Origin of the sequence: Tamlana flava, from assembly GCF_041287255.1 — a bacterium.
GTDB lineage: Bacteria > Bacteroidota > Bacteroidia > Flavobacteriales > Flavobacteriaceae > Tamlana > Tamlana flava.
Genome location: NZ_JBGGTX010000002.1, coordinates 280,444 through 304,148, shown reverse-complemented (window position 1 = coordinate 304,148; position 23,705 = coordinate 280,444). Strand labels below are relative to the sequence as shown.

20 protein-coding genes and 1 tRNA gene are annotated in these 23,705 nt (G+C 36.3%); 5 read left to right on the top strand and 16 right to left on the bottom strand.

The features are described 5' to 3' along the window. Window positions 1-21: 21 nt before the first annotated feature. The 6 genes from glgB to lepA form a co-directional block, all read right to left on the bottom strand. Window positions 22-1,929, bottom strand: coding sequence for a 1,4-alpha-glucan branching protein GlgB (gene glgB, locus ACB104_RS05880; protein ID WP_370477355.1), 1,908 nt, complete (start codon window positions 1,927-1,929; stop codon window positions 22-24). A 5-nt stretch (window positions 1,930-1,934) separates the two neighbouring features. Continuing rightward, entirely contained in the window at window positions 1,935-3,566 is a 1,632-nt protein-coding gene (locus ACB104_RS05875) for a trehalose synthase (RefSeq protein WP_370477354.1), read from the bottom strand. A 1-nt stretch (window position 3,567) separates the two neighbouring features. Next, on the bottom strand, window positions 3,568-5,505 hold the full coding sequence (locus tag ACB104_RS05870) for an alpha-1,4-glucan--maltose-1-phosphate maltosyltransferase (RefSeq protein ID WP_370477353.1): 1,938 nt from the start codon (window positions 5,503-5,505) through the stop codon (window positions 3,568-3,570). Window positions 5,506-5,543: 38 nt separating this feature from the next. Continuing rightward, complete coding sequence (locus ACB104_RS05865; RefSeq protein ID WP_370477352.1) at window positions 5,544-6,812, bottom strand: glucose-1-phosphate adenylyltransferase; 1,269 nt, start codon at window positions 6,810-6,812, stop codon at window positions 5,544-5,546. Between the two features lie 31 nt (window positions 6,813-6,843). Continuing rightward, on the bottom strand, window positions 6,844-8,046 hold the full coding sequence (gene glgA, locus ACB104_RS05860) for a glycogen synthase (protein WP_370477351.1): 1,203 nt from the start codon (window positions 8,044-8,046) through the stop codon (window positions 6,844-6,846). A 666-nt stretch (window positions 8,047-8,712) separates the two neighbouring features. Continuing rightward, a complete protein-coding gene (lepA, locus tag ACB104_RS05855; protein ID WP_370477350.1) occupies window positions 8,713-10,509 on the bottom strand; it encodes a translation elongation factor 4 in 1,797 nt (598 codons plus the stop codon). 144 nt (window positions 10,510-10,653) lie between these two features. Between lepA and ACB104_RS05850 the strand changes: the two genes are divergently transcribed. Further along, the gene (locus ACB104_RS05850; protein ID WP_370477349.1) at window positions 10,654-13,092 is read left to right on the top strand and encodes a TonB-dependent receptor; all 2,439 of its coding nucleotides are present in this window, start codon (window positions 10,654-10,656) and stop codon (window positions 13,090-13,092) included. 29 nt (window positions 13,093-13,121) lie between these two features. On the opposite strand, the gene ACB104_RS05845 is transcribed toward ACB104_RS05850, so the two are convergent. The 4 genes from ACB104_RS05845 to ACB104_RS05830 are packed head-to-tail and all read right to left on the bottom strand — an operon-like array spanning window position 13,122 to window position 15,660. Further along, the gene (locus tag ACB104_RS05845; protein WP_370477348.1) at window positions 13,122-13,322 is read right to left on the bottom strand and encodes a hypothetical protein; all 201 of its coding nucleotides are present in this window, start codon (window positions 13,320-13,322) and stop codon (window positions 13,122-13,124) included. A 10-nt stretch (window positions 13,323-13,332) separates the two neighbouring features. Next, window positions 13,333-13,536, bottom strand: a complete 204-nt coding sequence (locus ACB104_RS05840; RefSeq protein WP_370477347.1) for a hypothetical protein — start codon at window positions 13,534-13,536, stop codon at window positions 13,333-13,335. Further along, complete coding sequence (locus ACB104_RS05835; protein WP_370477346.1) at window positions 13,533-14,927, bottom strand: radical SAM protein; 1,395 nt, start codon at window positions 14,925-14,927, stop codon at window positions 13,533-13,535. The genes ACB104_RS05840 and ACB104_RS05835 overlap by 4 nt, the downstream gene beginning before the upstream one ends. After that, window positions 14,917-15,660, bottom strand: a complete 744-nt coding sequence (locus tag ACB104_RS05830; RefSeq protein ID WP_370477345.1) for a prolipoprotein diacylglyceryl transferase — start codon at window positions 15,658-15,660, stop codon at window positions 14,917-14,919. The genes ACB104_RS05835 and ACB104_RS05830 overlap by 11 nt, the downstream gene beginning before the upstream one ends. Window positions 15,661-15,740: 80 nt before the next feature. On the opposite strand from ACB104_RS05830, the gene dusB reads away from it, so the two are divergent. Further along, the gene (gene dusB, locus ACB104_RS05825; RefSeq protein WP_370477344.1) at window positions 15,741-16,736 is read left to right on the top strand and encodes a tRNA dihydrouridine synthase DusB; all 996 of its coding nucleotides are present in this window, start codon (window positions 15,741-15,743) and stop codon (window positions 16,734-16,736) included. Window positions 16,737-16,814: 78 nt separating this feature from the next. Here the strand turns inward: dusB and ACB104_RS05820 are convergent, their stop codons facing one another. Together ACB104_RS05820 and rbfA are read right to left on the bottom strand one after the other, a co-directional pair. Further along, entirely contained in the window at window positions 16,815-18,020 is a 1,206-nt protein-coding gene (locus ACB104_RS05820; RefSeq protein WP_370477343.1) for an ABC transporter permease, read from the bottom strand. Window position 18,021: 1 nt separating this feature from the next. After that, window positions 18,022-18,417 (bottom strand): 30S ribosome-binding factor RbfA, encoded by a 396-nt coding sequence (gene rbfA / locus ACB104_RS05815; protein WP_370477342.1) that lies wholly within the window; start codon window positions 18,415-18,417, stop codon window positions 18,022-18,024. A 255-nt stretch (window positions 18,418-18,672) separates the two neighbouring features. Between rbfA and mce the strand changes: the two genes are divergently transcribed. Both mce and ACB104_RS05805 read left to right on the top strand, forming a co-directional pair. Further along, window positions 18,673-19,077 (top strand): methylmalonyl-CoA epimerase, encoded by a 405-nt coding sequence (gene mce / locus ACB104_RS05810; protein WP_370477341.1) that lies wholly within the window; start codon window positions 18,673-18,675, stop codon window positions 19,075-19,077. Between the two features lie 49 nt (window positions 19,078-19,126). Then, window positions 19,127-19,200 (top strand) — tRNA-Ile (locus tag ACB104_RS05805). Window positions 19,201-19,431: 231 nt separating this feature from the next. Here the strand turns inward: ACB104_RS05805 and ACB104_RS05800 are convergent. Together ACB104_RS05800 and ACB104_RS05795 are read right to left on the bottom strand one after the other, a co-directional pair. Continuing rightward, on the bottom strand, window positions 19,432-20,199 hold the full coding sequence (locus ACB104_RS05800; RefSeq protein ID WP_370477340.1) for a hypothetical protein: 768 nt from the start codon (window positions 20,197-20,199) through the stop codon (window positions 19,432-19,434). Window positions 20,200-20,557: 358 nt separating this feature from the next. Beyond that, the gene (locus ACB104_RS05795; RefSeq protein WP_370477339.1) at window positions 20,558-20,884 is read right to left on the bottom strand and encodes a hypothetical protein; all 327 of its coding nucleotides are present in this window, start codon (window positions 20,882-20,884) and stop codon (window positions 20,558-20,560) included. A gap of 52 nt (window positions 20,885-20,936) precedes the next feature. Here ACB104_RS05795 and ACB104_RS05790 point away from each other — a divergent pair, with 52 nt between their 5' ends. Continuing rightward, the gene (locus ACB104_RS05790; protein WP_370477338.1) at window positions 20,937-22,139 is read left to right on the top strand and encodes a site-specific integrase; all 1,203 of its coding nucleotides are present in this window, start codon (window positions 20,937-20,939) and stop codon (window positions 22,137-22,139) included. Between the two features lie 127 nt (window positions 22,140-22,266). Here ACB104_RS05790 and ACB104_RS05785 read toward each other — a convergent pair whose 3' ends face one another. Both ACB104_RS05785 and ACB104_RS05780 read right to left on the bottom strand, forming a co-directional pair. Beyond that, complete coding sequence (locus tag ACB104_RS05785) at window positions 22,267-22,689, bottom strand: hypothetical protein (protein ID WP_370477337.1); 423 nt, start codon at window positions 22,687-22,689, stop codon at window positions 22,267-22,269. 212 nt (window positions 22,690-22,901) lie between these two features. Then, on the bottom strand, window positions 22,902-23,669 hold the full coding sequence (locus ACB104_RS05780) for a dienelactone hydrolase family protein (RefSeq protein ID WP_370477336.1): 768 nt from the start codon (window positions 23,667-23,669) through the stop codon (window positions 22,902-22,904). Between the last annotated feature and the right edge of the window lie 36 nt (window positions 23,670-23,705).

The window sequence follows — 23,705 nt, the reverse complement described above, 5'->3', positions numbered from 1 at the left end:
ATGGCGCTGTGTTTATTTTTATCATTTGAATTCAAAGATTGTAACAGCTAGTGGCGGCAAAGTCACTTCAACCGAATAGTCCTTGCCTAACCAAGGTTCTTTTTTTATGGTTATGTTCTTCTTGTTTTTAACACCGCTACCGCCAAACTCTACGGCATCACTATTGAAAACTTCAGACAACTTGCCTCCAATAGGTGTGCCTATTCGATAATTTTCTCTAATAGTTGGTGTTAAATTGCAGATAACAACAACGTCGTTTTTATCCTCATAACCTTTTCTGAGATATGAAATCACGCAATTTTCATAATCGCCGTAATTTATCCATTCAAAACCTTCACCTGTGAATGGTTTTTCATAAAGCGCAGGTGTGCTTCTGTAAAACTTATTGAGTTCTTTATAATAGTTTTGAGCGTCTTGGTGTGGTTTAAAATCCAACAAGTTCCAGTCCAAGCTTTCTTGGAAATTCCATTCGTTATAATGACCAAACTCACCACCCATAAACAGCAGCTTTGTTCCCGGATGTGTAAACATATAGCCATATAATAGGCGAAGGTTGGCAAAACGCTGCCACTCATCACCTGGCATTCGGCCTAAAATTGAGTTTTTACCATAAACCACTTCATCATGTGATAAGGGCAACATAAAGTTTTCGGTAAACGCATAGGCCAAACTAAACGTAATTTCGTTGTGATGATATTTTCTGTAAACAGGGTCTTTGGCAAAATACTCCAATGTATCGTGCATCCAGCCCATCATCCATTTCATGCCAAAGCCTAAACCGCCAATATAAGTTGGTTTAGAAACCATTGGGAATGCCGTAGATTCCTCTGCAATAGTCTGTACATCTGGGAACGATGCATAGACTTCTTCATTCAATTCTTTCAAGAAGCTTATTACCGCAAGATTTTCTCTTCCTCCATAGATATTAGGTTCCCATTCGCCATCTTCACGAGAATAATCTAAAAACAACATAGAGGCTACGGCATCAACACGCAAACCATCGGCATGGTATTGGTCCAACCAAAAAACGGCATTACTGATTAAAAACGAACGGACTTCGTTACGTTCATAATTGAAAATTAAACTTTTCCAATCTTGATGGTAGCCTTTTCGTCTGTCGGGGTGCTCATATAAGTGTGAGCCATCAAAAAATCCAAGACCATGGGCGTCTTCTGGAAAATGGGATGGCACCCAATCTAAAATAATACCTATGTCGTTTTGATGTAGTTTATCAACCAAGTATTTGAATTCTTCAGGATAACCATAACGAGATGTAGGTGCAAAGTACCCTGTAAGTTGGTAGCCCCAAGAGGGATCGTAAGGATATTCCATTATTGGCATGAGCTCAACATGTGTAAAATTCATTTCTTTAACATACTTCACTAAATCATCTGCCAACTCAAAATAGGATAAAAATCGACCTTCTTCAACATGTTTTTTCCAAGAGCCTAAATGAACCTCGTAAACCGAATATGGTGCGTCTAAAGCATTATGCTTTTTTCGGGTTTTCATCCAATCCTTATCTTTCCATTTGTAGTTGTCATCCCATACAATGGAGGCGGTTTGTGGCGGGTGCTCATAGCGCCTTCCATATGGGTCGGCCTTTTCCGTTTTTATGTCGTTGTGGTGACTCTGTATTTTGTATTTATACTTGGTTCCTTTTCCAATTAATGGAATAAAACCTTCCCAAATACCGCTGGAATCCCATCTTACATTGAGTTGATGTTCTCCTTCAATCCAATAATTAAAATCACCTATAACAGAAACTTGTTTTGCAGAAGGCGCCCAAACGGCAAAATAAACTCCCTCAATGCCATCAACGGTAACAAGGTGAGAACCAAATTTTTCATACAAACGAAAGTGTTTGCCTGCCTTAAAAAGATTGATGTCAAATTCTGTAAATAAACTGTGAACTTTTACGTGTGCCATATATTTTAATGATTTATAATATTAGATATTCCTTTTAACGGAATGACTGCCCATTGTGGGCGCGAATTGAGTTCGTAACCTAATTCGTAAACTGCTTTTTCAAGTAAGCAATATTTCAGAATAAAAATACGCTCTTGGTTATATCCTAAATTTAAATTTGCGTTTTGCGTTTCGGTAACATAAGTGCCCAAAAACAAACCGGTAATATATCTGTATAATATTTCGGAAGCCTTAAACATCGTGTCTAAAGATGCTTTGTAATGTTCCTTATGGTTATTGAAAACGTTGGCATAAATAGCATAATGAAACGACCTAAATAAACCCGCAACATCTTTTAACGGTGGTTGTTTTACTTTTCTATCGCGGATGGTGCTTTCTGGCTCGCCCTCAAAATCAAGAATGTAAAAATCGCTGTCCTTTACCAGTATTTGACCTAAATGATAGTCGCCGTGAATCCTAATGCGTTCGCCTTTAAGTTTTGTCCAATTGAAATCAACAAAACGTTTTCTAATCTCGTTTTTCTTATCAAGGAATTCATTTGCTAGGTCTAATGCCAAGCCTTCAAGTTTGTGAAGGTTGTTCTCAATGGTATTCAATCTGTTTTGAAATTGATGCAGCATTTTATTCTTTAGCCAAACTTCGTAATCGCCATTGTAGTGGGCAGGTGTAAATGCCGTTTCTTCAAACTCAGAGCCCAACGCGATGTGCATTTCTGCCGTACGTTTAGCCAAAGTTTGTACTTGAGTAAAAAAAATTAAACCAACCCAGTCAATAATTTGAGGCGGAATGTCTTGAATTGTTAAACGTTGATATAATGCCGTATTTGGCAACGCATCAACATTAATATTTTTATACTCTAAATTAGAAAACACCTTGTGCAATTCCTTGAGTGTATAATCCCAAGCATCTCCTTCATTTCGAATCATTTCCTGCATTAAACCAATGGTAGTGTTCACATTATTTGAATCTACAACATTGATGCTTCCTAAATAGGCCGGAGTGTTTTTGTATCCCTTTTTTTCTGACAGAAAACGGCTCATTTCATAATCGGGATTCTTATCTGCAAAAATTCTCCTGAAAAATTTTAAAACATATTTTTCATTGTAAACCAAAGAAGTATTGCTTTGTTCCAATCCCATAAACCTTGAAGATTCATACTGGGCATTGTTGAACAAATGGCTTTTGTGGTACTGAACTTTTGTCATATCTATCGGCTCGGCAGTGGCAATACGTTCAAAGACCAATTTTCTGTAGGCCTCTAAGTTTGTGGCGTCAATAATATAACCTTTTTGGTCATTGATTTGAATGGGTAGAATCCTATCTTTTTTTGCAAAATTCTCATCAGTTACAAACGCAATAGGAAGGAAATAATGTTGGTAAAAAGCTTCAACAAAGTTAACTTCCAAGATTAGCCCATAATACACTTCACCGCTTTGTTGAATTTTGAAAAACTCAGCCAGTTCAATATATTTTAGCTTGCTTGATTTACCGCCGTACCAACGTTGCTTAACAATGTATGTTTCTAGAACATCAGACAAAAACGTTTTAACAAAATCGCGACTATCCAACAAGTCCTCCCAAGGCATTTTACTTTGGAAAATCGGTTGAAAAGTAGATGTTGAAACGTTGTTGGCCATATTACTTATTTATTTTAAAAATATGGAACGGCATTGTGGGTTGCAGTTCTACAAAGTTCCACTCATTATTCCAATTGTAACGACTGTCTGTAATTAAATCGTGCATTTCAATATTGTCTCCCGGATTAACACCTAAATCGTACAAAGGCATCTGTACCACGCCTTGTTGCGAATTGTGGGCATCTAAACTAATGACCACAAAAATCTCATTGGTTTTGTCGTCATTCCATTTATAGAATGCCATTAAATTATCATTATGGATATCGCAAAATTTAATATTGTTGGTTTGTTGCAACGCAGGATTGTGATTCCTAATATAGTTTATTTTGGCTATTAGGGTAATGAGCTTGTTTTTTATACTCCAATCATAATGTGTGATTTGAAATTTTTCGGAATTTAAATATTCCTCCTTTCCTAATAAAGGTTTGGAAACCATATATTCAAACACAGGCCCATAAATACCAATACATGAGCTTAATGTTGCCGCAAGCGCATAACGTTGAATATGTTTCGATTCATTAGCGCCTTGCAAATGGTAGGGGTTAATGTCTGGTGTGTTGGGCCAAAAGTTGGGCTGCATGTACTCCCTTAACTCTGTTTTGGTCAACTCTTCAACATATTGAATAAGGTCGTATTTGCTTTCGCGCCATGTAAAATAGGTATAAGATTGCGTATAACCCTGTTTTGCCAACTGCTGCATAACCTTAGGCGCCGTAAAGGCCTCAGCCAAAAATATTACATCTTGGTGTTTTGCTTTTACTTGCGAAATAATCCAGTTCCAGAAATAGAAAGGTTTGGTATGTGGGTTATCTACCCTGAAGATTTTAATGCCACAATCTATCCAATACATTAAGATGTCCAAACACTCTTTCCAAAGGTTTTCATGGTCTTCGCTTTCCCAATAAATAGGAAGGATGTCTTGGTATTTCTTAGGAGGATTTTCAGCATATTGTACCGTGCCATCTGGTCGCCACTTAAACCATTTAGGGTGCTCTTTTACCCAAGGGTGGTCTGGTGCCGCCTGAAGCGCATAATCCATGGCAATTTCCAAATTATTGTCTTTTGCCGCTTGAATTAAGGATTTAAAATCGTCAAGTGTACCGAGTTGTGGATGAATATCTTTATGCCCACCGTATTGAGACCCAATACCCCAACAAGAGCCAACATCATCATGTTTGGCCTCTGTTGTGTTGTTTTTACCTTTTCTGTTAACTTCGCCTATAGGGTGTATGGGTGGGAAGTAAACCACGTCAAACCCCATATTTTTTACTCTGGGCAGCAATTGAGCACAATCATTGAATGTGCCATGTACACCTTCCTGTCTGGAAGTTGAACGCGGAAAAAACTCATACCACGTGCTGAACCTTGCTTTCTTTCTATCTACGTAAACTTGGTAATCTCTCGAGGTGTTAGCAAGAATTTTTGCCGGATTACCATAAAATATTTTATAAAGTCTGTCTTTGGCGGCTTCGGTAATGGCCTCGCCATAATCGTTTTCACTTTTAAAAATGCGATGAAGATGTTCTAAATAAGTTTTGTCTTCACCATTTACTTTTTCAATAAGAGGTTTAATCAATTCAGCGCCTTCCAAAAGCTCAGACACAACATGTTGCCCATCGTTAATTTTTCTAATTAAACCGTAGCGCCAATTCAGGGCATAATCAACCCAAGCTTCAACTTTATAGGTGTAAAATCCTTGTTTTTCCACTTTAAAGGACGCCTGCCATTCATCGTTATGCCGCAGTTTCATCCTAGTTTCCTTCCAGGTTTTGTCGTTTTCATGTTTGTATAATACTGAAACCCCTAAAACATCGTGGCCGTCAGCTAAAACATTTGCGTCAATATTAACAATTTCGTTTACAACACGTTTTATATAAAATTCACCACAATTTACGCTCGGTGAAACATAATCAATTAAAACTCTCTTTTGGTTTAGCATTACTTGGTTAGTTATATAATAAAATCAATAATTTTTTATTATTCTATAATAAATCCTTTTGGTATTGTTGCTCCATTTTTAATGACAACAATACCTTCTTTAACACAATAGGTATCTGTTTCTGTATCTTCTAAATGGTTGCCTCCGTTAATTTTTACATCGTCTCCAATTCGACAGTTTTTATCAATAATGCAGTTTTTTATAAAACAACGCTCGCCAATGCCCATTAGGATTTCAATTTTATTTTTTTCCATCTCTTCTAAAGTCTCGTAATAATCGCTTCCCATCATATAGGTATTGATAACGGTAGACTCTTTTCCTATTCTTGAACGAATACCAATAACTGATTTTTCAATTTTTGAAGCACTAATTATACAGCCTTCAGAGATAACCGCCTTATCCAATAAGGTTCCTGCCACCTTTGTAGTTGGAAGCATCCGGGCATGCGTGTAAATGCGTTTATCCCTATCATATAAATCGAATTTTGGGATATCATCTGTAAGGCCAAGATTAGCCTCAAAGAAGGACTCTACTGTTCCTATGTCTGTCCAATAGCCTTCATATTGATAACTTAAAGTTTTATGGGAATCAATAGATTGAGGAATAATTTCTTTGCCAAAATCTATGGTATTCGGGTTGTCCATCAGTTTAACTAAAAGGTCTTTATTAAAGACGTAAATTCCCATAGAGGCCAGATAATTTCTACCTTGAGCTTTCATCTCACCACTTACTTCCGATGTCCAATCTGGCAACAAACTTGCGTCAGGCTTTTCTATAAAGGAGGTTATAACATTTTCCTCGTTAGCTTTTAAAATACCAAAACCCGTGGCGTCTTTTGCATTTACAGGAATGGTTGCAATTGAAATTTTAGAACCACTTTTTTCATGCGCTTCAATCATTTTATCATAATCCATTTGATATAATTGGTCACCAGACAATATCAATGCATAATCAAAATCGTGACGTAAAAAATGGTGCATGCTTTGTCTTACCGCATCTGCTGTTCCCTGAAACCAAGTTTTGTTTTCGGGGGTTTGTTCTGCAGCCAATACATCAACAAAGGCACTGCTGAAAAAACTAAAGTGATAAGTGTTTTTTATGTGTTTGTTTAACCCAGCAGAATTAAATTGTGTTAACACAAAAATCCGTTTGATGTCTGCATTAATACAATTTGAAATGGGGATATCCACTAATCTGTATTTACCCGCAATTGGAACTGCAGGTTTTGATCTTCTGTCTGTTAATGGATAAAGTCTAGATCCTTGACCGCCACCTAAAACAATGGCCAATACTTTATTGTTAATCATATCTTTTTGATTTACTTGTTAGTGCTGAGTTTTATAATAAAGACTTATAAAGTCCTTCTACTTGTTTGGCAATTGCAACCCAATCGAAATATTCTTCCACACGTTTTCTACCCTTAATGGCCATAGACTCACGTAATGCTTTGTCGCCTATTACTTTGTTAATTCCTTCGGCCAAATCTCTTGAAAACTTATCTGGGTTTACTGGCTCAAAAGGAGCTTCGGTTTGTTGCTCCAAAGGAATTAAAAGCCCTGTTTCACCATGAACCACAACTTCCTTTATGCCACCAACGGCACTGGCAACAACGGCGGTTTTACATGCCATGGCTTCAACATTTATAATTCCGAAAGGCTCATAAATTGAAGGGCAACAAAATACATCGGCATGCGAGTATAGTTGAATAATCTCCTCTTTGGTAACCATTTTGTCAATCCACACAACGTTATCACGGGTCTTTTTTACTTCGTTAACAGCATCTTCCATTTCTTTGCCAATTTCTTTGGTATCGGGAGCCCCTGCACACAATACAATTTGAGTGTCTGGATTGATGTATTTTATGGCATTTACCAAATGGATAATCCCTTTTTGACGCGTAATTCTGCCAACAAAAAGCACATAAGGTTTAGTCTTGTCTACCCCATAGGCATCAAGTGTTTCGGTATTTGAAGTAGCTTGATATTGTTCCAGATTTATACCGTTGTAAATTACCTTAACTTTATCAGGGTTGACATCGAAGTATTTAAGAACATCCTCTTTTGTTTCTTCGGAAACGGCTATTAAGGCATCGGCCATTTCAATTGCGGTTTTTTCAACCCATGATGAAGCATCATACCCCCTGCCCAATTGCTCGCGTTTCCAAGGTCTAAGAGGTTCTAATGAGTGCGTTGTGATTACCAAGGGAGTGCCATAGCAAAGTTTTGAGACAATTCCAGCAAAATGTGCATACCAAGTGTGGCAGTGCACTACGTCGGCATCAGTTGGCTCGGCATTCATATGTAAGCATGTACTAAGCGTTTTAAAAACGGATTTTAATTTGTCATCCGAAGCAGCAAAAACGCCATCATCAAAAGGATATCCAGTTACAGTGAGATTGCCCGATTTTTGGTCTTGGTCACCAAAGCACCTCACGTCCATTTCCATTAATTTGGATAATTCCTCAGCCAAGTATTCAACATGAACCCCTGCTCCACCATAAACATAAGGTGGAAACTCCCTGGTGTAAAAAAGTGCTTTCATATAATTATTGTCTCATAAAATTGGTTAATAGCCAGTCAAAAGAAAGAAAATTAACGAACAAACCAGACATTTTAATGTTACAAAATCGAAAAATTATAACAACGGGACTTTGTTTTGTGTTTCATTGCCAATCAAGCAAAACAAAGTAGAGTAATTATAAAATTGTTAATAACAATTATTGGGTTTGAATTCAATTCCGTTAAGGCTTAAATTCACCTAAGCTAAGTAAATTAAAGGCTTTTTGTGGGTTTGTTAGTTTTATTTAATTCCTATGTTATAAACATACAAAATAATTATTAACAATTTGAGTCAATTTTATTTTTTGAAGAAAATAAGGCAAAATTCCAATTCGAGAAAATTATCAATAACAAAATAGGATAAAACCGTTGAATTAGTTCAAATTTTTCAAACAAATAAATCCAAGATTGGATTCAGAGAGAGTTTTGATACAAAATCAATTATTAAACACCATCCAACCTAAATTAAAAATGGCTCATTTTACATAAAATTTCAGGAGGTTAATATGATTTTGAATTAAAAAAATCCTGTTCTATATTAATTTTATGGGCTTTTGAACAATAATAAGGCTATTATTTTTAACCAAACTACAGTTTGATTTGCATGGCTTTATTACGCTGGGCCACACTTGCAATTTTTAAAAACAAACTAATCATTCAGTTTTAAAACGGCCATAAAAGCTTGTTGGGGTATTTCAACATTGCCCACTTGGCGCATACGTTTTTTACCCTTTTTCTGCTTTTCAAGAAGTTTACGTTTACGGGAAATATCACCACCATAACATTTTGCCGTTACGTCTTTTCGGAGGGCCTTAATGGTTTCGCGCGAAATAATTTTTGCGCCAATTGCTGCTTGAATAGGAATATCGAATTGCTGACGTGGAATCAATTCTTTCAACTTTTCACACATTTTTCGACCAATAGTTTGCGCATTGTCAGCATGAATTAGTGCAGAAAGCGCGTCAACAGGTTGGGCGTTCAGTAAAATATCCAATCGAACCAATTTTGAAGGTTTCATACCAATTGGATGGTAATCAAAAGAGGCGTATCCTTTTGAAACGGTTTTTAGTCTATCGTAAAAATCAAAAACTATTTCCGCTAAGGGCATTTCAAAAGTCAGCTCCACACGCTCCGGAGTTAAATAGGTTTGATTGGTGATGATGCCACGTTTTTCAATACATAATGACATTACGTTACCAATAAAATCAGATTTTGTAATGATGGTTGCCTTAATATAAGGTTCCTCAACACGATTTAAAGTAGCTGGTTCCGGAAGGTCTGATGGATTATTTACTATAATAACTTCATCAAAATTTTTATTGGTAAAAGCATGGTATGACACATTGGGAACAGTAGTGATTACGGTCATATCAAACTCGCGTTCCAGGCGCTCTTGGATAATTTCCATGTGAAGCATACCTAAGAAACCACAACGGAATCCAAAGCCCAATGCCGCTGAACTTTCAGGTTGAAACACTAATGACGCATCGTTTAACTGCAGTTTTTCCATGGATGCGCGAAGCTCTTCGTAATCCTCAGTATCAACAGGGTAAATGCCAGCAAAAACCATTGGCTTTACATTCTCAAAACCTTCAACAATGTTTTTTGTAGGATTGGCAAAATCGGTAATGGTATCACCAACTTTTACTTCCTTTGCTGTTTTAATTCCTGTAATTAAATAGCCTACATCACCAGTTTTAATGCTTTGTTTGGCGACTTGACTCAGTTTTAAAGTGCCTACCTCATCGGCATAATAGTCCTTACCTGTAGCAACAAATTTAATATGTTGCCCTTTTTTAATCTCCCCATTGAAAACTCTAAAATAGGTTTCAATGCCCCTAAACGAGTTATAAACCGAATCGAAAATCAATGCTTGCAAAGACGCATTTGGGTCTCCTTTTGGCGCAGGAATACGTTCAATAATGGCTTTTAAAATATTATCTACACCAAAACCGGTTTTTCCACTGGCATGTATTACTTCGTCAGGGCTACACCCCAATAAATCAACAATATCGTCGGTAACTTCCTCTGGATTGGCACTTGGTAAATCTACCTTATTAAGCACAGGAATAATCTCCAGGTCATTTTCTAGGGCTAAGTATAAATTAGAAATGGTTTGCGCTTGAATGCTTTGGGCGGCATCAACAATTAGTAGCGCACCTTCACAGGCGGCTATACTTCTGGAAACTTCATATGAAAAATCCACATGACCGGGGGTGTCAATCAGGTTCAAAACATAAGGCTCGCCTTCAAAAACATAATCCATTTGTATGGCGTGTGATTTTATGGTAATTCCACGCTCACGTTCCAAATCCATATTATCCAACAGCTGGTCCTGTTTTTCACGTGCGGTTACAGAACCTGTGTGGTCCAGTAAACGGTCTGCGAGCGTACTCTTTCCGTGGTCAATATGTGCAATAATGCAAAAGTTTCTGATGTTTTTCATAAAGCAATCTATACCTAGATATAATTGCAAATATAGATGTTTTTAAATGAGTTCTTGGTATAATTTTTTTTTGGCAATTAAACTTAAAGCCGTTTTTAAAGTCTTATTTTTACTACTAAAATCAATAACTTAAGTTTTTTAATATTGAATTCATTAATCAGAATCGCAAAATACGTATTGGGTTTTATTCTTTTAAGCTCTGTGGGCACTTCAATTTTACACGGACAGAAGGAAAAATCAATTCCAGATATTGAAAAAATATACTTGCACACCGACAGGTCCACTTACATTTTGGGAGAGGATTTGTGGTATAAAGCCTATTCGGTTTTCGCTTATAATAATTTACTTTTTAGTAAAGGCAATGTGCTTTATGTAGACCTTATTGCGCCCGATTCTAAAATTATTGCTACCAATAAAACCTTGATTAAGGATGGGTTAGGCCATGGTGATTTTAAATTGACTGATTCCATCGGAGTAAAACCAGGGATGTACCAAATTAGGGCGTACACGAACTGGAGCCGTAATTATGGCGAAGATTTTGTTTTTAAAAAGGAAGTTGAAATACTGGATGTTTTTAAAGATGCTGCTGATAGAAACAATACCGATATGCCAAAAAATCAACCTTCAAACCAAACAAAAAATAAGGGTGTTACAGAATCACTAACCATAATCTTTTTTCCTGAAGGTGGCTCATTGTTGGAAGATGCCATTAACGTTGTTGCTTTTAAAGCAACGGATAATTACGGAAACGCTTTAAAAGTTAAAGGAAAAGTATTTGACTCTGATAACGCATTGGTTAGTTTATTTGTAAGCACCCACGACGGCATGGGTAAATTTCAGTTTAGTCCCGTCTCCGGCAAAAGTTATTATGCTACCATATCAATTTCAGCTCAAAAGGAGGTGAAACAAGAACTGCCAAAAGTTAACCAGCAAGGGTATCTGTTGAGCCATAAAAAGCTTAATAGTAAGCGTATTATATCCATCAAAACAAACGAAGAAACCCTTTCAAAAAACCCAGATGCACCTGTTACTTTAATATGTCGAACACGTGGGGTTACCTATTTCTCGGGTACTCAACCGTTAGCTAATAAGACGCTTTCTTTTGAATTGCGCGATACCGATTTTCCAGAAGGCATCAGCCAATTAACGCTCTACGACCATGCCAATAGGCCGCAAAGTGAACGACTCGTTTATATTGAAAAAGAGCATGATTTTGATGTGACTTTAACCACCAATAAAACCAGTTATAAACCTGAAGAGATGGTAGAAGTCAATGTTTCTTCAAAGTCCAATACAGGTGATGGTGTGCCTGCAAGTTTTTCATTGAGTGTTACCGATATGAACGGCATGAAAATCGATAAAGATTTGGGAACCAATATCTGCTCCAATTTTTTGTTGGAATCTGATATCCGAGGAAAAGTGCATAACCCAGGCTATTATTTTGACAAAAGCAATAAAAGAAGATTGCAAAATTTAGATTTATTGCTCTTAACCCAAGGCTGGCGTAATTTTATATGGAAAACTATACCTCAACCAAATGACACGATATCGTACAAAGCCGAAAAAGGATTTGTGATATCTGGCAAAGTAGAGCAGCTTTTAGGAGAAAAACCCAAAGCAGACCAAAATGTTAACTTAGTTTTAATGGCTGAAAGCGGAATGAACATTCATGATACACAAACCGATACATTGGGCATATTTAAGTTTAAAGACCTTGTGTTTTTTGGAAAAACAAAAATGTTTTTGAACACAAGGAACGAGAAGGGAAAAGCTAGGGGCGAACTTCTCTTAGATGAATTTGATAAGGAGCCATTGCCTACAAACTACAGTAAGGACGAAATTAATTTGCCCAAAACAGATTCAGTAGAGCAGGCCATATCTGAACATGTCTACAAAAAGTTTGTAACCAACGGTATTGCCCCTGAGAACATTTTAGATGAAGTTGAAATTATTGCAAAGAAAAAACCAGAAGGCCCCGAAAGTTTATATGGCACGGCCGACAACACTTATGTGGTAGATGATAAAACGCCATATTTCAACAACATGTTTCAGTTCATTCAAAATACCTTGCCCGGAATGTCCTTTGGGGACACCCTGGGTTTTATGCGTTTTGGTGGTGCACCAGCTATGATTTTAGTTGATGGTTCGGAGTACCCTCAGGATGTTGTAAGAAGTATGAGTGTGGACGATGTGGCCAAAATAGAAGCCTTTAAAGGCCCAAGTGCTGCGCTTTTTGGGTCAAGAGGAGGGAGCGGTGTTATTCTAATTTACACTAAAACAGGGACTATAAACAATCAACCAAAAAAAGTATTCCATTCTGTTAATAAAGAAATTGACGGCTTTTATAGCGCACGTATTTTTTATTCACCAAATCCTGAGGATGCAAAAGATGAATGGGGCGATAAATCGGCAGTAAGAAACACCATATACTGGAATCCTTATGTACACCCAGACGCCACAGGTAAGGCCAAAGAAACCTTTTACAATAGCGCTATACCAACCAAGGCAAAAGTGACTTTAGAGGGTATAACGGCCACTGGTATTCCTATTGTTAAGAAGGTGTTTTATACCATTGAAAAATAGCAAGACTTTTTTGAATTAATTCGAAAAATTTAGGAAAGCATCATACTGCCACAAATACCAAGACTTACAATAGCATAAACCACTGCGAGGATAAAAAAGATTTTAGCCGTTTTTTTATTGTTTTTTCTGAGCATGAAGCCAACAAAAGCCAACAAAATAGCCGGACCTAACAGAATGGCTAAAATGATATAAATCAAACCATCTAAACTCACTTCTAAAAAACGGGCCATTCGTTATTTTTTAAAGCATTGTGCTACCGCAAATCCCCAGACCTATTAAAACATAAACTACCGCAGAAATCAATAAATATTTTGAAGCTTTGGTGTTTTTGTTTCTTAAGGCAATGCCAAGAAAGATTAAAATTAAAGGGATACCAAATGCTAATAGCAATAACAAAAGAGCTAGCAAAAAATAACCTCCTTCTTCAAGTAATAATGAAATCATATTAGTTCTTTTTTAAGTTCTTGCAATCGTTGCTTTTTATCATCTCTGTAAAACAAATTCATGGTTTCAAATGGAATAATTTTATTGTCTTTATCGACAATATGAACGCATGATTTTTTTATGGCACGCACATCAAAGTTATAAGCATCAATAAATTGCATTATTATAATACGAAATAAATTGTCATATTCTAGATTTGGCGCATCAATATTTGGTAAGCAGCACATGATACTTTTTAGATTTTCTTCAGCCACTTCAACTGAATTTCCCGTACTAAAAAGTTCAATCATTTTTCCTTTAAGCCTCTCATCTTGCTCATAAATAATGGTGTTTTTGCTGTTATCCAACAAGTCGTTTGGATTGATATAACGCGTTAAAGGAAACACTTCTTCTCCCAATTTTAAAGCATAACCCATAACCAATGCGTCTGGATTGCACGGTACAGGCAACAAATCGTCTGGATTAAAAATATGGGTTTGTTCAAATATTTTTCGACGTACTTCCGTTAAGGTCATTCGGTCTGTTTCTGGATTAAAATTTTCCAATCGTCCCGCAATTTGTGTTGGCTGAAATGTGACACCACGAACACATTTTTGCTGCAGTGCAAAATCTATAATTTTTCCTATTTCCCCATCATTCAGACCTTTTTGAAGCGTAACAACTAAGGTTGTCGATAAGTTAAAAGCGTTTAAATGCTCTAAAGCTTGCTTTCTTATATCATTCAAATCAGCTCCACGCAATTCTTGCAAAACAGAATTCTCAAAAGAGTCGAACTGCAAATAGATTTCAAAATCTGGCGCATAGGTTTTTAAACGTTCCGCGAAAGCTACATCCTTTGCGATTTTTATCCCGTTGGTATTTAACATTAAGTGCCGAATGGGCAATGATTTGGCATAATCCAATATCTCCCAAAACTGCGGATGAATTGTGGGTTCTCCACCGCTAATTTGTACTACATCAGGCTCTTTTTCATTCTTCACAATAGCGTCAAGCATAGTCTTAACCTCGTCCAGAGTTCTGTGTCTACCATAAGTTGGCGAGGAACCTGCATAACAGGTGGGACAAGTTAAATTACAACGGTCTGTAACTTCAACAACCGTTAAACAACTATGCTGTTCGTGGTCTGGGCATAGACCGCAATCGTAAGGGCAACCATAGTGTGTTTTAGTGTTAAAGGTGTATGGTGTTTCACTGGGTTTGTTGTAGTTACGTATGTTTTTGTAATAGTCAATATCGTCCGCTATAAGCACTTTACTAGTACCATGTACGGCGCAACGCTTAAGCATGTATACGTTGCCATCTTCAAAAACAATTTTGGCATCCACACGCTGTAAACACTCAGGACAAAGGCTTAAAGTAAAATCATAATAGGTATACTTTCTAGTGGGCATTTTTAAGTTTTTGAAGGATGAATTTTGAATAATACAACCAACAAAGTACACATAAAATTTGAATGGAACTCAATGCGAAAACATAAAAAACATTAGGTTTTAAAAATTCAATAAAAAACCGAAAACCAAAATAACTTAACATGAAAACTTTGAACAGTTCGCCGTTTTTTAAAGCAGTCTTTTTTTGAAAGGTTTTTATAGAAAAAAACAGAATAATAAGGAAAATTAATTCATAAAGTGATGTTGGGTGGCGCATGATACCGTCGCCCAAATCCATTCCAAAAACTGAAGCCGTTTCTTTGCCATAGGTAAACTCATTGATTCCCGATAAAAAGCAACCAATTCTTCCAATAAAAATGCCCAAAATAATAGGAAAGACAAACAAATCGCCTGACGATTGTGGTTCTCCAATTATCTTTTTGGCTAATTCCACACCTAGTAAACCACCAAACAATCCGCCCATAATGGTTTTGGTGTTTAATAATTGGATAAGGTTTTCAGAGGAGAACTCAAATGTCGGGTTTTCCAAAAACCCCACCGATCGTGAGCCAATTAATGCCCCCAAAGCGGCACCAAGGATAATAGATAAACGGTTAATGGTAGAAATATGGTCGGTAACCTTTCGTCTTAAAACCACATAATACTTAAACGCCAAAAAGAACGCCAAGTACTCTAAAATCAAATGGATATTAATTTGATATCCGAATACTTGAGGTTCAAATGGAATTTGCAAGCGGCTTGTAATATTGAGATTTAAACCCTTAATATACACAATTACTCAAAAAGATGTAATTTTGCCACCAAAATTGTAATGTGGTAAAAATAGGTAATATAGAACTTCCTGATTTCCCGTTGCTTTTAGCACCTATGGAAGATGTTAGCGACCCGCCATTTCGTGCTTTGTGCAAGGAGCAGGGTGCCGATGTGGTATATACCGAATTTGTTTCCAGCGAAGGGTTAATCCGTAACGCCGCCAAAAGCGTTATGAAGTTGGACATTTATGAAAAGGAACGACCCGTTGGCATTCAAATATTTGGAGCCAATTTAGAAAGTATGCTGCAAACTATTGATATTGTGGCCGAGTCCAAGCCAGATATCATCGATATCAATTTCGGTTGTCCTGTAAAAAAAGTAGTGAGCAAAGGTGCCGGAGCAGGCATTTTGAAGGACGTTTGCCTTATGGAGCAACTTACCGCCGAAATGGTAAAACGCACCAACATACCCATAACTGTAAAAACCCGTTTAGGTTGGGACCACAATTCCATAAAAATTGTTGAAGTGGCCGAACGGTTACAAGATGTAGGTTGTAAGGCCATTGCTATTCACGGGCGTACGCGCGCCCAAATGTACAAGGGTAATGCCGATTGGAAGCCTATTGCACAGGTAAAAAATAATCCGCACATGCACATTCCCGTGTTTGGAAATGGAGATGTAGATGCGCCCGAGCGCGCCATGGAAATGCGGGACCAATATGGGTTGGACGGCTGCATGATTGGCCGTGCAAGTATTGGTAATCCTTGGTTTTTTAAACAGGTAAAACACTTTTTTAAAACGGGCAAACATTTAGAACCAATTTCTATTCAAGAACGTGTAGAGGCTGCTCGCCGACACTTACAGATGGCCATAGATTGGAAAGGTGAAACCCTGGGTGTTTTTGAAACTCGTCGCCATTATACCAACTATTTTAAAGGGATTCCGCATTTTAAGGAGTACAGAATGAAAATGGTAACCAGCGACCATTCAAAAGATGTTTTTGATGCATTTGATGAGGTTTTGGAGCATTTTGCGGATTACCAGTTTATGGAGTAGTTTTTAAGACACGAATTATCACAAAAAGTAATTGCGAGAGAGGCGCGACTATGGAAATCTGTTTTGAATTAATGGAGATTAAACATGCTGCACCAAAGACTTTGTTATTCTTGCCGAAGCAATTTTTGACGTAACAATGCCCAAAACGGAAATGGTTAAAAACACAATAAAAAAATTTTCAATCTTGATGTTTACTGGATAGGGCAACGAAGGAGTAATCATAACCAAACTGAAGGTTTTTTGAAGCATGGTCAAAATTAGGGCAACCACCAAGCCTATTAGGCCGCCAACAACACTCATCAAACTGCCTTGATAAAAGAAAATTTTACGGATGTCTTTCACGGTAGTTCCCATTTTGAAAAGTGTACCAAGGCTTTGCTTTTTGTCCAGAATCATCATAATCAAAGAACCAATAATGTTAAAAAAGGCAATGATTAAAACCAAAGTAAAGATGAGGTAAACGGCCAAGTTTTCGGTATTCAACATTTTATAGATGGCATCGTTAAGTTGGGCTCTGTTTTTTAAAATTACTTTATCTCCCAAAATAGTTTGAATATTAGCTTTTGCTTGTGCTTCATCAACACCTTCCTTCAACTTAAACTCTAAAGAAGTAAATTGATTAGATTCATAATTCAGTAGCTCTCTTGCCAAATCTATGGGCGCATAAATGTAGCTGTCATTCAAGGTTTCGTTAATAAAGAACACACCAACATTTACAGCTTTAACCGTGTTGAATGCATTTTTCGTTGACGTTATTTGCCCTTTTCCAGGTTTTGGAACATATACATTTATTGGGTTTGCAAAATCCAACACACCAAGCGATAAACTATTTGAAATACCCCAACCTACTACAATCTGATTCGATTTTTGTTCCAGCCAATCACCATAATCAATTACAGAATCAATGGATACAACGTTTTGAAAATGTTCGTCAACGCCTTTCAAAACGGCCAACGTGTTTTTGTTTTCAGAGGTTATAAAAACGCGTTCTTCAATAATTTTGGAATATTCGGCAATGTCATCCAGCCTATCTAGCTTATTGATTTCATCCTCAGTTAAAAGGAATGATTTTCCAATAGCTGTTTCAGCCTTTAAATCGGGGTCAACAATAGTGGAAAATTGTAGTGTGAAATCCTTCAGGCCAGCAAATCCGGAAAGCACAATAAACAAAGATGCAGCCCCCAAAATAACGCCAACAATAGCAATATAGGTAATAAAATTAATAGCATTGTTCGAGCTTTTACTGCGCAGGTAACGTTTTGCTATATAAAGGGGGAAATTCAATCTAGGATTTTTTTCTTTTATCTAAAATATTGGGGTCTTTTATTGGGTTTTCTTCCCCTTTGAGTGATTTTTCAATTTTGTCTATATATTCCAAAGAATCGTCAATAAAAAACTCCAAATTGGGCATGCGCCTTAATTGGTTTTTTGTGCGCTGTGCCAATTCATGTCTAATTAAAGGCGTGTTAGAGCGAATACCTTGAAGTAGTTCTTTGCCCTTGTCGTTCGGGAAAATGCTCAAGTAAACCTTTGCAATGGACAAATCTACCGTTACCTTAACCTTTGAAACAGAAATTATAACACCGCGCATCCCGCCTTGGGTAGCAGCACCTTGCAGCACTTCAACTAAATCTTGTTGTAAAACCGAACCTATTTTTTTTTGTCTTTGACTTTCTTCCAAAACATAAATTTTTAAAACCTATACTCGATAATCGAGATTTAAATGCTCTAAAGTTCTCTTCTATATCTTAAAATATTTTCTTCTATATGACTTCTGAGCTTGCTCTGAGGCTATTCACTTTAAAGGTTTGAAGTGCAAAATTACGGATATTTAAAGATTATGCGACATTTCAATGCGATTTTCGTATTTTGATGTTGATTTAGGTTAAACTGAAAAGATTCCCTTTTTCAAGGGAATGGTAAAAAGACCATTTAAATGAATAAAATTGAGCATATTGGCATTGCGGTTAAGAATCTTAAGGATTCCAACGCCTTATTTTCCAAACTCTTTGGAAAACCGCATTATAAAATAGAGGAAGTTAAAAGCGAAGGTGTAAACACCTCTTTTTTTAAGGTAGGAGAAAATAAAATTGAGCTTTTGGAAGCCACAAACAAAGACAGCCCCATTGCCAAGTTTATTGATAAAAAAGGAGAGGGCATCCACCATATTGGCTTTGATGTTGAAGACATAAAATCTGAGATTGAGCGCCTCAAAAAAGAAGGCTTTAAGGTTTTAAATGAAGAGCCAAAAAAGGGTGCCGATAACAAGCTGGTGGCCTTTTTGCACCCGAAATCTGCTAATGGCGTTTTAATTGAATTATGCCAAGAGATAAAGGAATAATTTTTCTTGTAGGGTTTTAAAATAAGTAGTAATATTGCACTCCAATTTCGGTCCTATAACTCAGTTGGTTAGAGTATCTGACTCATAATCAGAAAGTCCCTGGTTCGAGCCCAGGTGGGACCACCTAAAAGCCTAAATTACATTTGTAGTTTGGGCTTTTTTTATGCAGTAAAATGAAATACACTTTATAAATAATTGCATTTTATGAGATTAAGTTATAGCTAAGTTCGGTAAGTGCAAATGAAGATTAGTTTGGAGATTGATATATTGAAGAGGATTATGTCCTATAAAAAATAAGGCGAGCATTATACCCGCCTTATTCTCAACTTAGATTTAAATAGATTTATGACCTAATTAATCATCTAACAAGCTGACATATTCTTTTATTTTATTTCTTATGGCTTGAGCCATTTCATTATTACCATCGGGATCATCCGGGCTGATTTCAATTGTACCATCATTATTGCCATCTTGGGCTAAAGATAGGTCGACACCATTAACGCTGTCCAAAATTTGACTTAAATCAAAATCAATAACAATACCTTCTGTGATTTGTGTAACAGTAATATCAAATTGTGGATCCTCAAAATCAACTTCTAATTCGTCATCAAAATTGTGCCAGAAAACAAATGGCGTGCCGTCAACTGTTCCCTTAATAAGAACTGATTTGCCAAACAGATCACTTAAGGGATCCGTGCTCACATCAAATTTAAACTCCAATTCATCATAATTTCCAATAGGAACATTAATATTTAAGAAATTTATTTGACCTGACATGAGATCAAGTTCAAATGGTCCCATGAGTTCAATTTCATCATCATAGTCGTAATAGCCATCATCATCCCAATGCTCATCTTCGTCATCATGGTAATTATCATCCTCGAGGTCTACTTCAAGTTCAAATTTACTCAGGTTAATCAGGAAATCGTCAATAGTAATGTTTCCAGCCATTTCTTTGGCACTCGCGGTTTTTGTAGAGAAGTTGTCAAAGGTACTTTTTGCACTTAGGTTCAGTTTTCCAACATTGGAATCAATTTTATCATTGGAACAACTCAAACCAAGAAATAAGGTTAGAACCAACAAAATTGGAAAGTGCGTTTTAGCATTTAAATTCATTTTCATAATAGATTTGGTTTTAATATTATATGTATGTAACAATTTAATGTCCGTAATTCCTACCCATTATTAACAATTTTATTTAAATTTTATTGTGAAATGTAGGTAGCTCCCATGCTTTTTGTCGGCAAAACTGAACGGTTCACTTACCTTTGGCAAGAAGATTATCTTGCAGTAAACAGGAAGCCAAAGGCGGGACCACCTAAAAGCCTGAATTACATGTGCAGTTTGGGCTTTTTTTATGGAGTAAATTGAGCTACAATTTATAAATAACTGCATTGTATGCATTGATTGCATTTTCCTTCTAAATGTCAACTTGCCAAGTTTTTTTGAGAAAAAGGAGTGTTATTAGGTGTGCAAGATATTATTTTGGGTATGCATTCATATACATGAAATTTTTATCAATAGTTCTTCTAGTTTCCTTGAAATCTTTTAAAGCTTTTACAGTTTTGGAATTTCTAATGGAAAAATCCAATAGAAAAAAATTAAATAAATAGCCATCTTTAGGGTCTTTGGGTCTTTTGTGATAGTATTTCAGATTTACATATTTCTTTATTAGCTCAGTTATGAATTTAATTGTATAAACTTTTCTGCTCAAAAATTCATTATCATAATCTTGTAATTTTTTCTTTGGAACATAAGGTCTGAATCCTTCAAAAAGGAATGCAGATTCATTAGCAACTTTACCCATAATCAACTCTTCAAATAGTTTTATAATTCATTTTAAAAAAGTAATAATAATTATGATAAAACAAGTTATTAAGATTCTATTTCTATTAACAAAAAATAGATTAAACAAAAAAGGTGAAGCTGCTATTAAATGCAGAATAACCTATTATAAAGCGAGAAAGGAGTTCTCAACAGGGCTATTTATAAACCCAATAAACTGGAACTCCAAACAACAACTGGCCAAACCACCAGAACCTGATGCAGAACTAAAGAACACACAATTGAGCCTGATTAAGACCAAACTTAGTCAGGCTTTTTTGATGCTACAGGTCAAGGAAGAAACCTTTACCGTAGAAGACATATACCTCCTATATAAGGGAGAAAAAACCCAAAAGCAACAAGAAGTTCTTGAAACCTTTAAACATTATCTAGAATCTTTAAAAAAGCTTATTGGTATTGATGTTCAAAGAGGAACTTGGGTAAAATTTGACTATGCCTTTAAACATGTAAAAGCATTTATAAAGCATAAGTACAATCGCAATGATTATCCTTTAAAAAAGCTGAAATTACAATTTCTGGCTGATTTTGAGTACTATTTAAAGACAGAGAAAGGCTTGGGCCAAGCAACTATAAACAAGATGATACAGCGCTTTAGAAAGCCTATTAGGATTGCTGTAGCACAAGGGAATTTAGATAAAGACCCGTTTATGCTCTACAAGGCTAAAAGAACCAAGAACAGTATAGTATTCCTTTCTCCAGAAGAGCTTAAAAAGCTAGAAAATCATGAGTTTTCACAACCCAGGTTGAAGTTTGTAAAGGACCTGTTTGTGTTTTGTTGCTATACAGGATTACCCTATAGGGAACTTATGGATTTGGAGCCCAAACATATTGTAATTGGTTTTGATGGCAATAGATGGATTAAAATGCAAAGGCAGAAAACGTCAAAAGCTCTTTCTATACCGTTGTTGCCTGAGGCAGAAGCAGTATTGGATTTATATTTTGGTAATAGGGTATATATTTTCCCAAGAATAACTAACCAAAAGTATAATTCTTATTTAAAGGAGATTGGAGCTATTTTAGGTATTGATAAAAAGCTAACCACCCATATGGCTAGGAGGACTTTTGCAAGTACAGTATTGTTGTATAATGATGTTCCGATGGTGATTGTTAGTGAACTGTTGGGGCACAGCAATATGAAGATAACCCAGGATAGCTATGGGAAAGTGGTAGAGAAGAGGATTAGTATGGAGATAAACAGATTAAAGGGGAGTAGTTAGCTGCCCTTTTCTTAACTTTCAAATAATTATAAGATGCCTTAAACATTAGGTTCAACATGATTTAAGTGCTAAGGTAAGGGTAGATTTGAGACAAAAGGGTGGATTTAAAGTTTACATTTTTGTTTAATTAATTTATTAATCTAGACTCATGGTGATGTGCTTCCAACCACACCCCATCTTTCCAAACCCATACTGCTGTAACTCTGTATAAACCATGTTCCTCACCATAAGAACCATCCAAATAAAAAGTAGCAACTCCAACATTATTATATATTTGGGAACTAAAATGTTTCATAGTAACATTGGGCTTAGGTAATTTCATGGTAGCTCCCATGTTTTCAAATGTTTTTTGGAATCCAGGCTCTAATAGCGCTTTACCATCGGAGGGGAAAATAGTGAATTCATCCAAATGATGGGACCAAAGTGTATCACTGCCAGAATGAATAGCTTTGTAATGTTCTTGAATTCTTGCTTTTAAACTTTCGCTAGTTTGGGCGAATGACATTGTAACACTAAAAATAAGTGCAAGAGAAAATAATAATGTTTTCATAATAATAAATTTAAAAGCAGGTATGCTCTTAACAGTAGTAAGGTAATCTCAAATATAGGTATTTTTAAAGATAAATTTGCTTGCTTTTGCAGGTTATTAAATCCTTAGAAAGGATATTTTTAAAGTTATTGTAGCTAAATAGGTTAAAGGGGAGTGGTTAGCTCTTCTTTAATTTTTAAATTGGATTATAAAAATTGTTATTCTGTATTATCTTAATTGTTTTCAAGAAAATTAAAAATCTCATTCCATGCATTATCACCAGCTTTTTGATTTCTACCTATATTTAGATTTTTGCCAACTGGTAATACTGTCGGACCTTCGGTCAAATCAAATCCATGACGAGCGTTTGGATAGCTTCTCACAAAAACATTAGTTTTGTTTGGTAGTGATTGTACCAATGTATTACAAATATCTGGTAGTGCAATATCATCTGCCTCACCAAGAATCATTAGTACAGGAAGTGAGGTTTTCCAAGGTTTAATTGAACTGCATCCTGGGTAGACGGCAATGGCTGATTTAACACCCCTTGCTTCTTGTTCTAATTTGTCAAGCCACGCCAAGACTCCTTCACCTCCATGTGACCAACCAATTACATTAATTCTGGTTAAATCACTATTCGGAATCGTTCTCACAAATGATATGGCATCACTGACGTATTCACCAACTCGTTTTGGATGAATTTCCCAACCACATGTATTTGATATACTTTCTGAAGTTAAATAGTCAACCAATAAGACCATGTAGCTAGCTTCTTGTAGCCTTATAGCCATCCGTGAATAGTGTCTGCGGAAAAGTCTATCAGCCTCGTCGCCAGGTCGTCCTGCATCAGTTTCTTGACCATTCAATGAAACTCCGCTACAACCTGGAAAAGCGATAACAACTGGAAAGGGTCCTTTGCCTTCTGGGATATAAATTTTGTGATTTGCCTTAATTCTTTCATGAAGTTCTTGTGCATGAGTATTAAAACAATCAGCGAACAAAATGAATAAGAAAAGACTTGACGTAATTATTTTTAG

Coding starts and splice junctions, on each gene's coding strand:
- ACB104_RS05865 (WP_370477352.1), bottom strand. CDS start 6,812: ATGATTAACAATAAAGTATTGGCCATTGTTTTAGGTGGCGGTCAAGGA.
- lepA (WP_370477350.1), bottom strand. CDS start 10,509: ATGAAAAACATCAGAAACTTTTGCATTATTGCACATATTGACCACGGA.
- ACB104_RS05835 (WP_370477346.1), bottom strand. CDS start 14,927: ATGCCCACTAGAAAGTATACCTATTATGATTTTACTTTAAGCCTTTGT.
- mce (WP_370477341.1), top strand. CDS start 18,673: ATGAATAAAATTGAGCATATTGGCATTGCGGTTAAGAATCTTAAGGAT.
- ACB104_RS05870 (WP_370477353.1), bottom strand. CDS start 5,505: ATGCTAAACCAAAAGAGAGTTTTAATTGATTATGTTTCACCGAGCGTA.
- ACB104_RS05790 (WP_370477338.1), top strand. CDS start 20,937: ATGATAAAACAAGTTATTAAGATTCTATTTCTATTAACAAAAAATAGA.
- ACB104_RS05845 (WP_370477348.1), bottom strand. CDS start 13,322: ATGGCCCGTTTTTTAGAAGTGAGTTTAGATGGTTTGATTTATATCATT.
- ACB104_RS05840 (WP_370477347.1), bottom strand. CDS start 13,536: ATGATTTCATTATTACTTGAAGAAGGAGGTTATTTTTTGCTAGCTCTT.
- glgA (WP_370477351.1), bottom strand. CDS start 8,046: ATGAAAGCACTTTTTTACACCAGGGAGTTTCCACCTTATGTTTATGGT.
- ACB104_RS05875 (WP_370477354.1), bottom strand. CDS start 3,566: ATGGCCAACAACGTTTCAACATCTACTTTTCAACCGATTTTCCAAAGT.
- ACB104_RS05785 (WP_370477337.1), bottom strand. CDS start 22,689: ATGAAAACATTATTATTTTCTCTTGCACTTATTTTTAGTGTTACAATG.
- ACB104_RS05800 (WP_370477340.1), bottom strand. CDS start 20,199: ATGAAAATGAATTTAAATGCTAAAACGCACTTTCCAATTTTGTTGGTT.
- ACB104_RS05795 (WP_370477339.1), bottom strand. CDS start 20,884: ATGGGTAAAGTTGCTAATGAATCTGCATTCCTTTTTGAAGGATTCAGA.
- glgB (WP_370477355.1), bottom strand. CDS start 1,929: ATGGCACACGTAAAAGTTCACAGTTTATTTACAGAATTTGACATCAAT.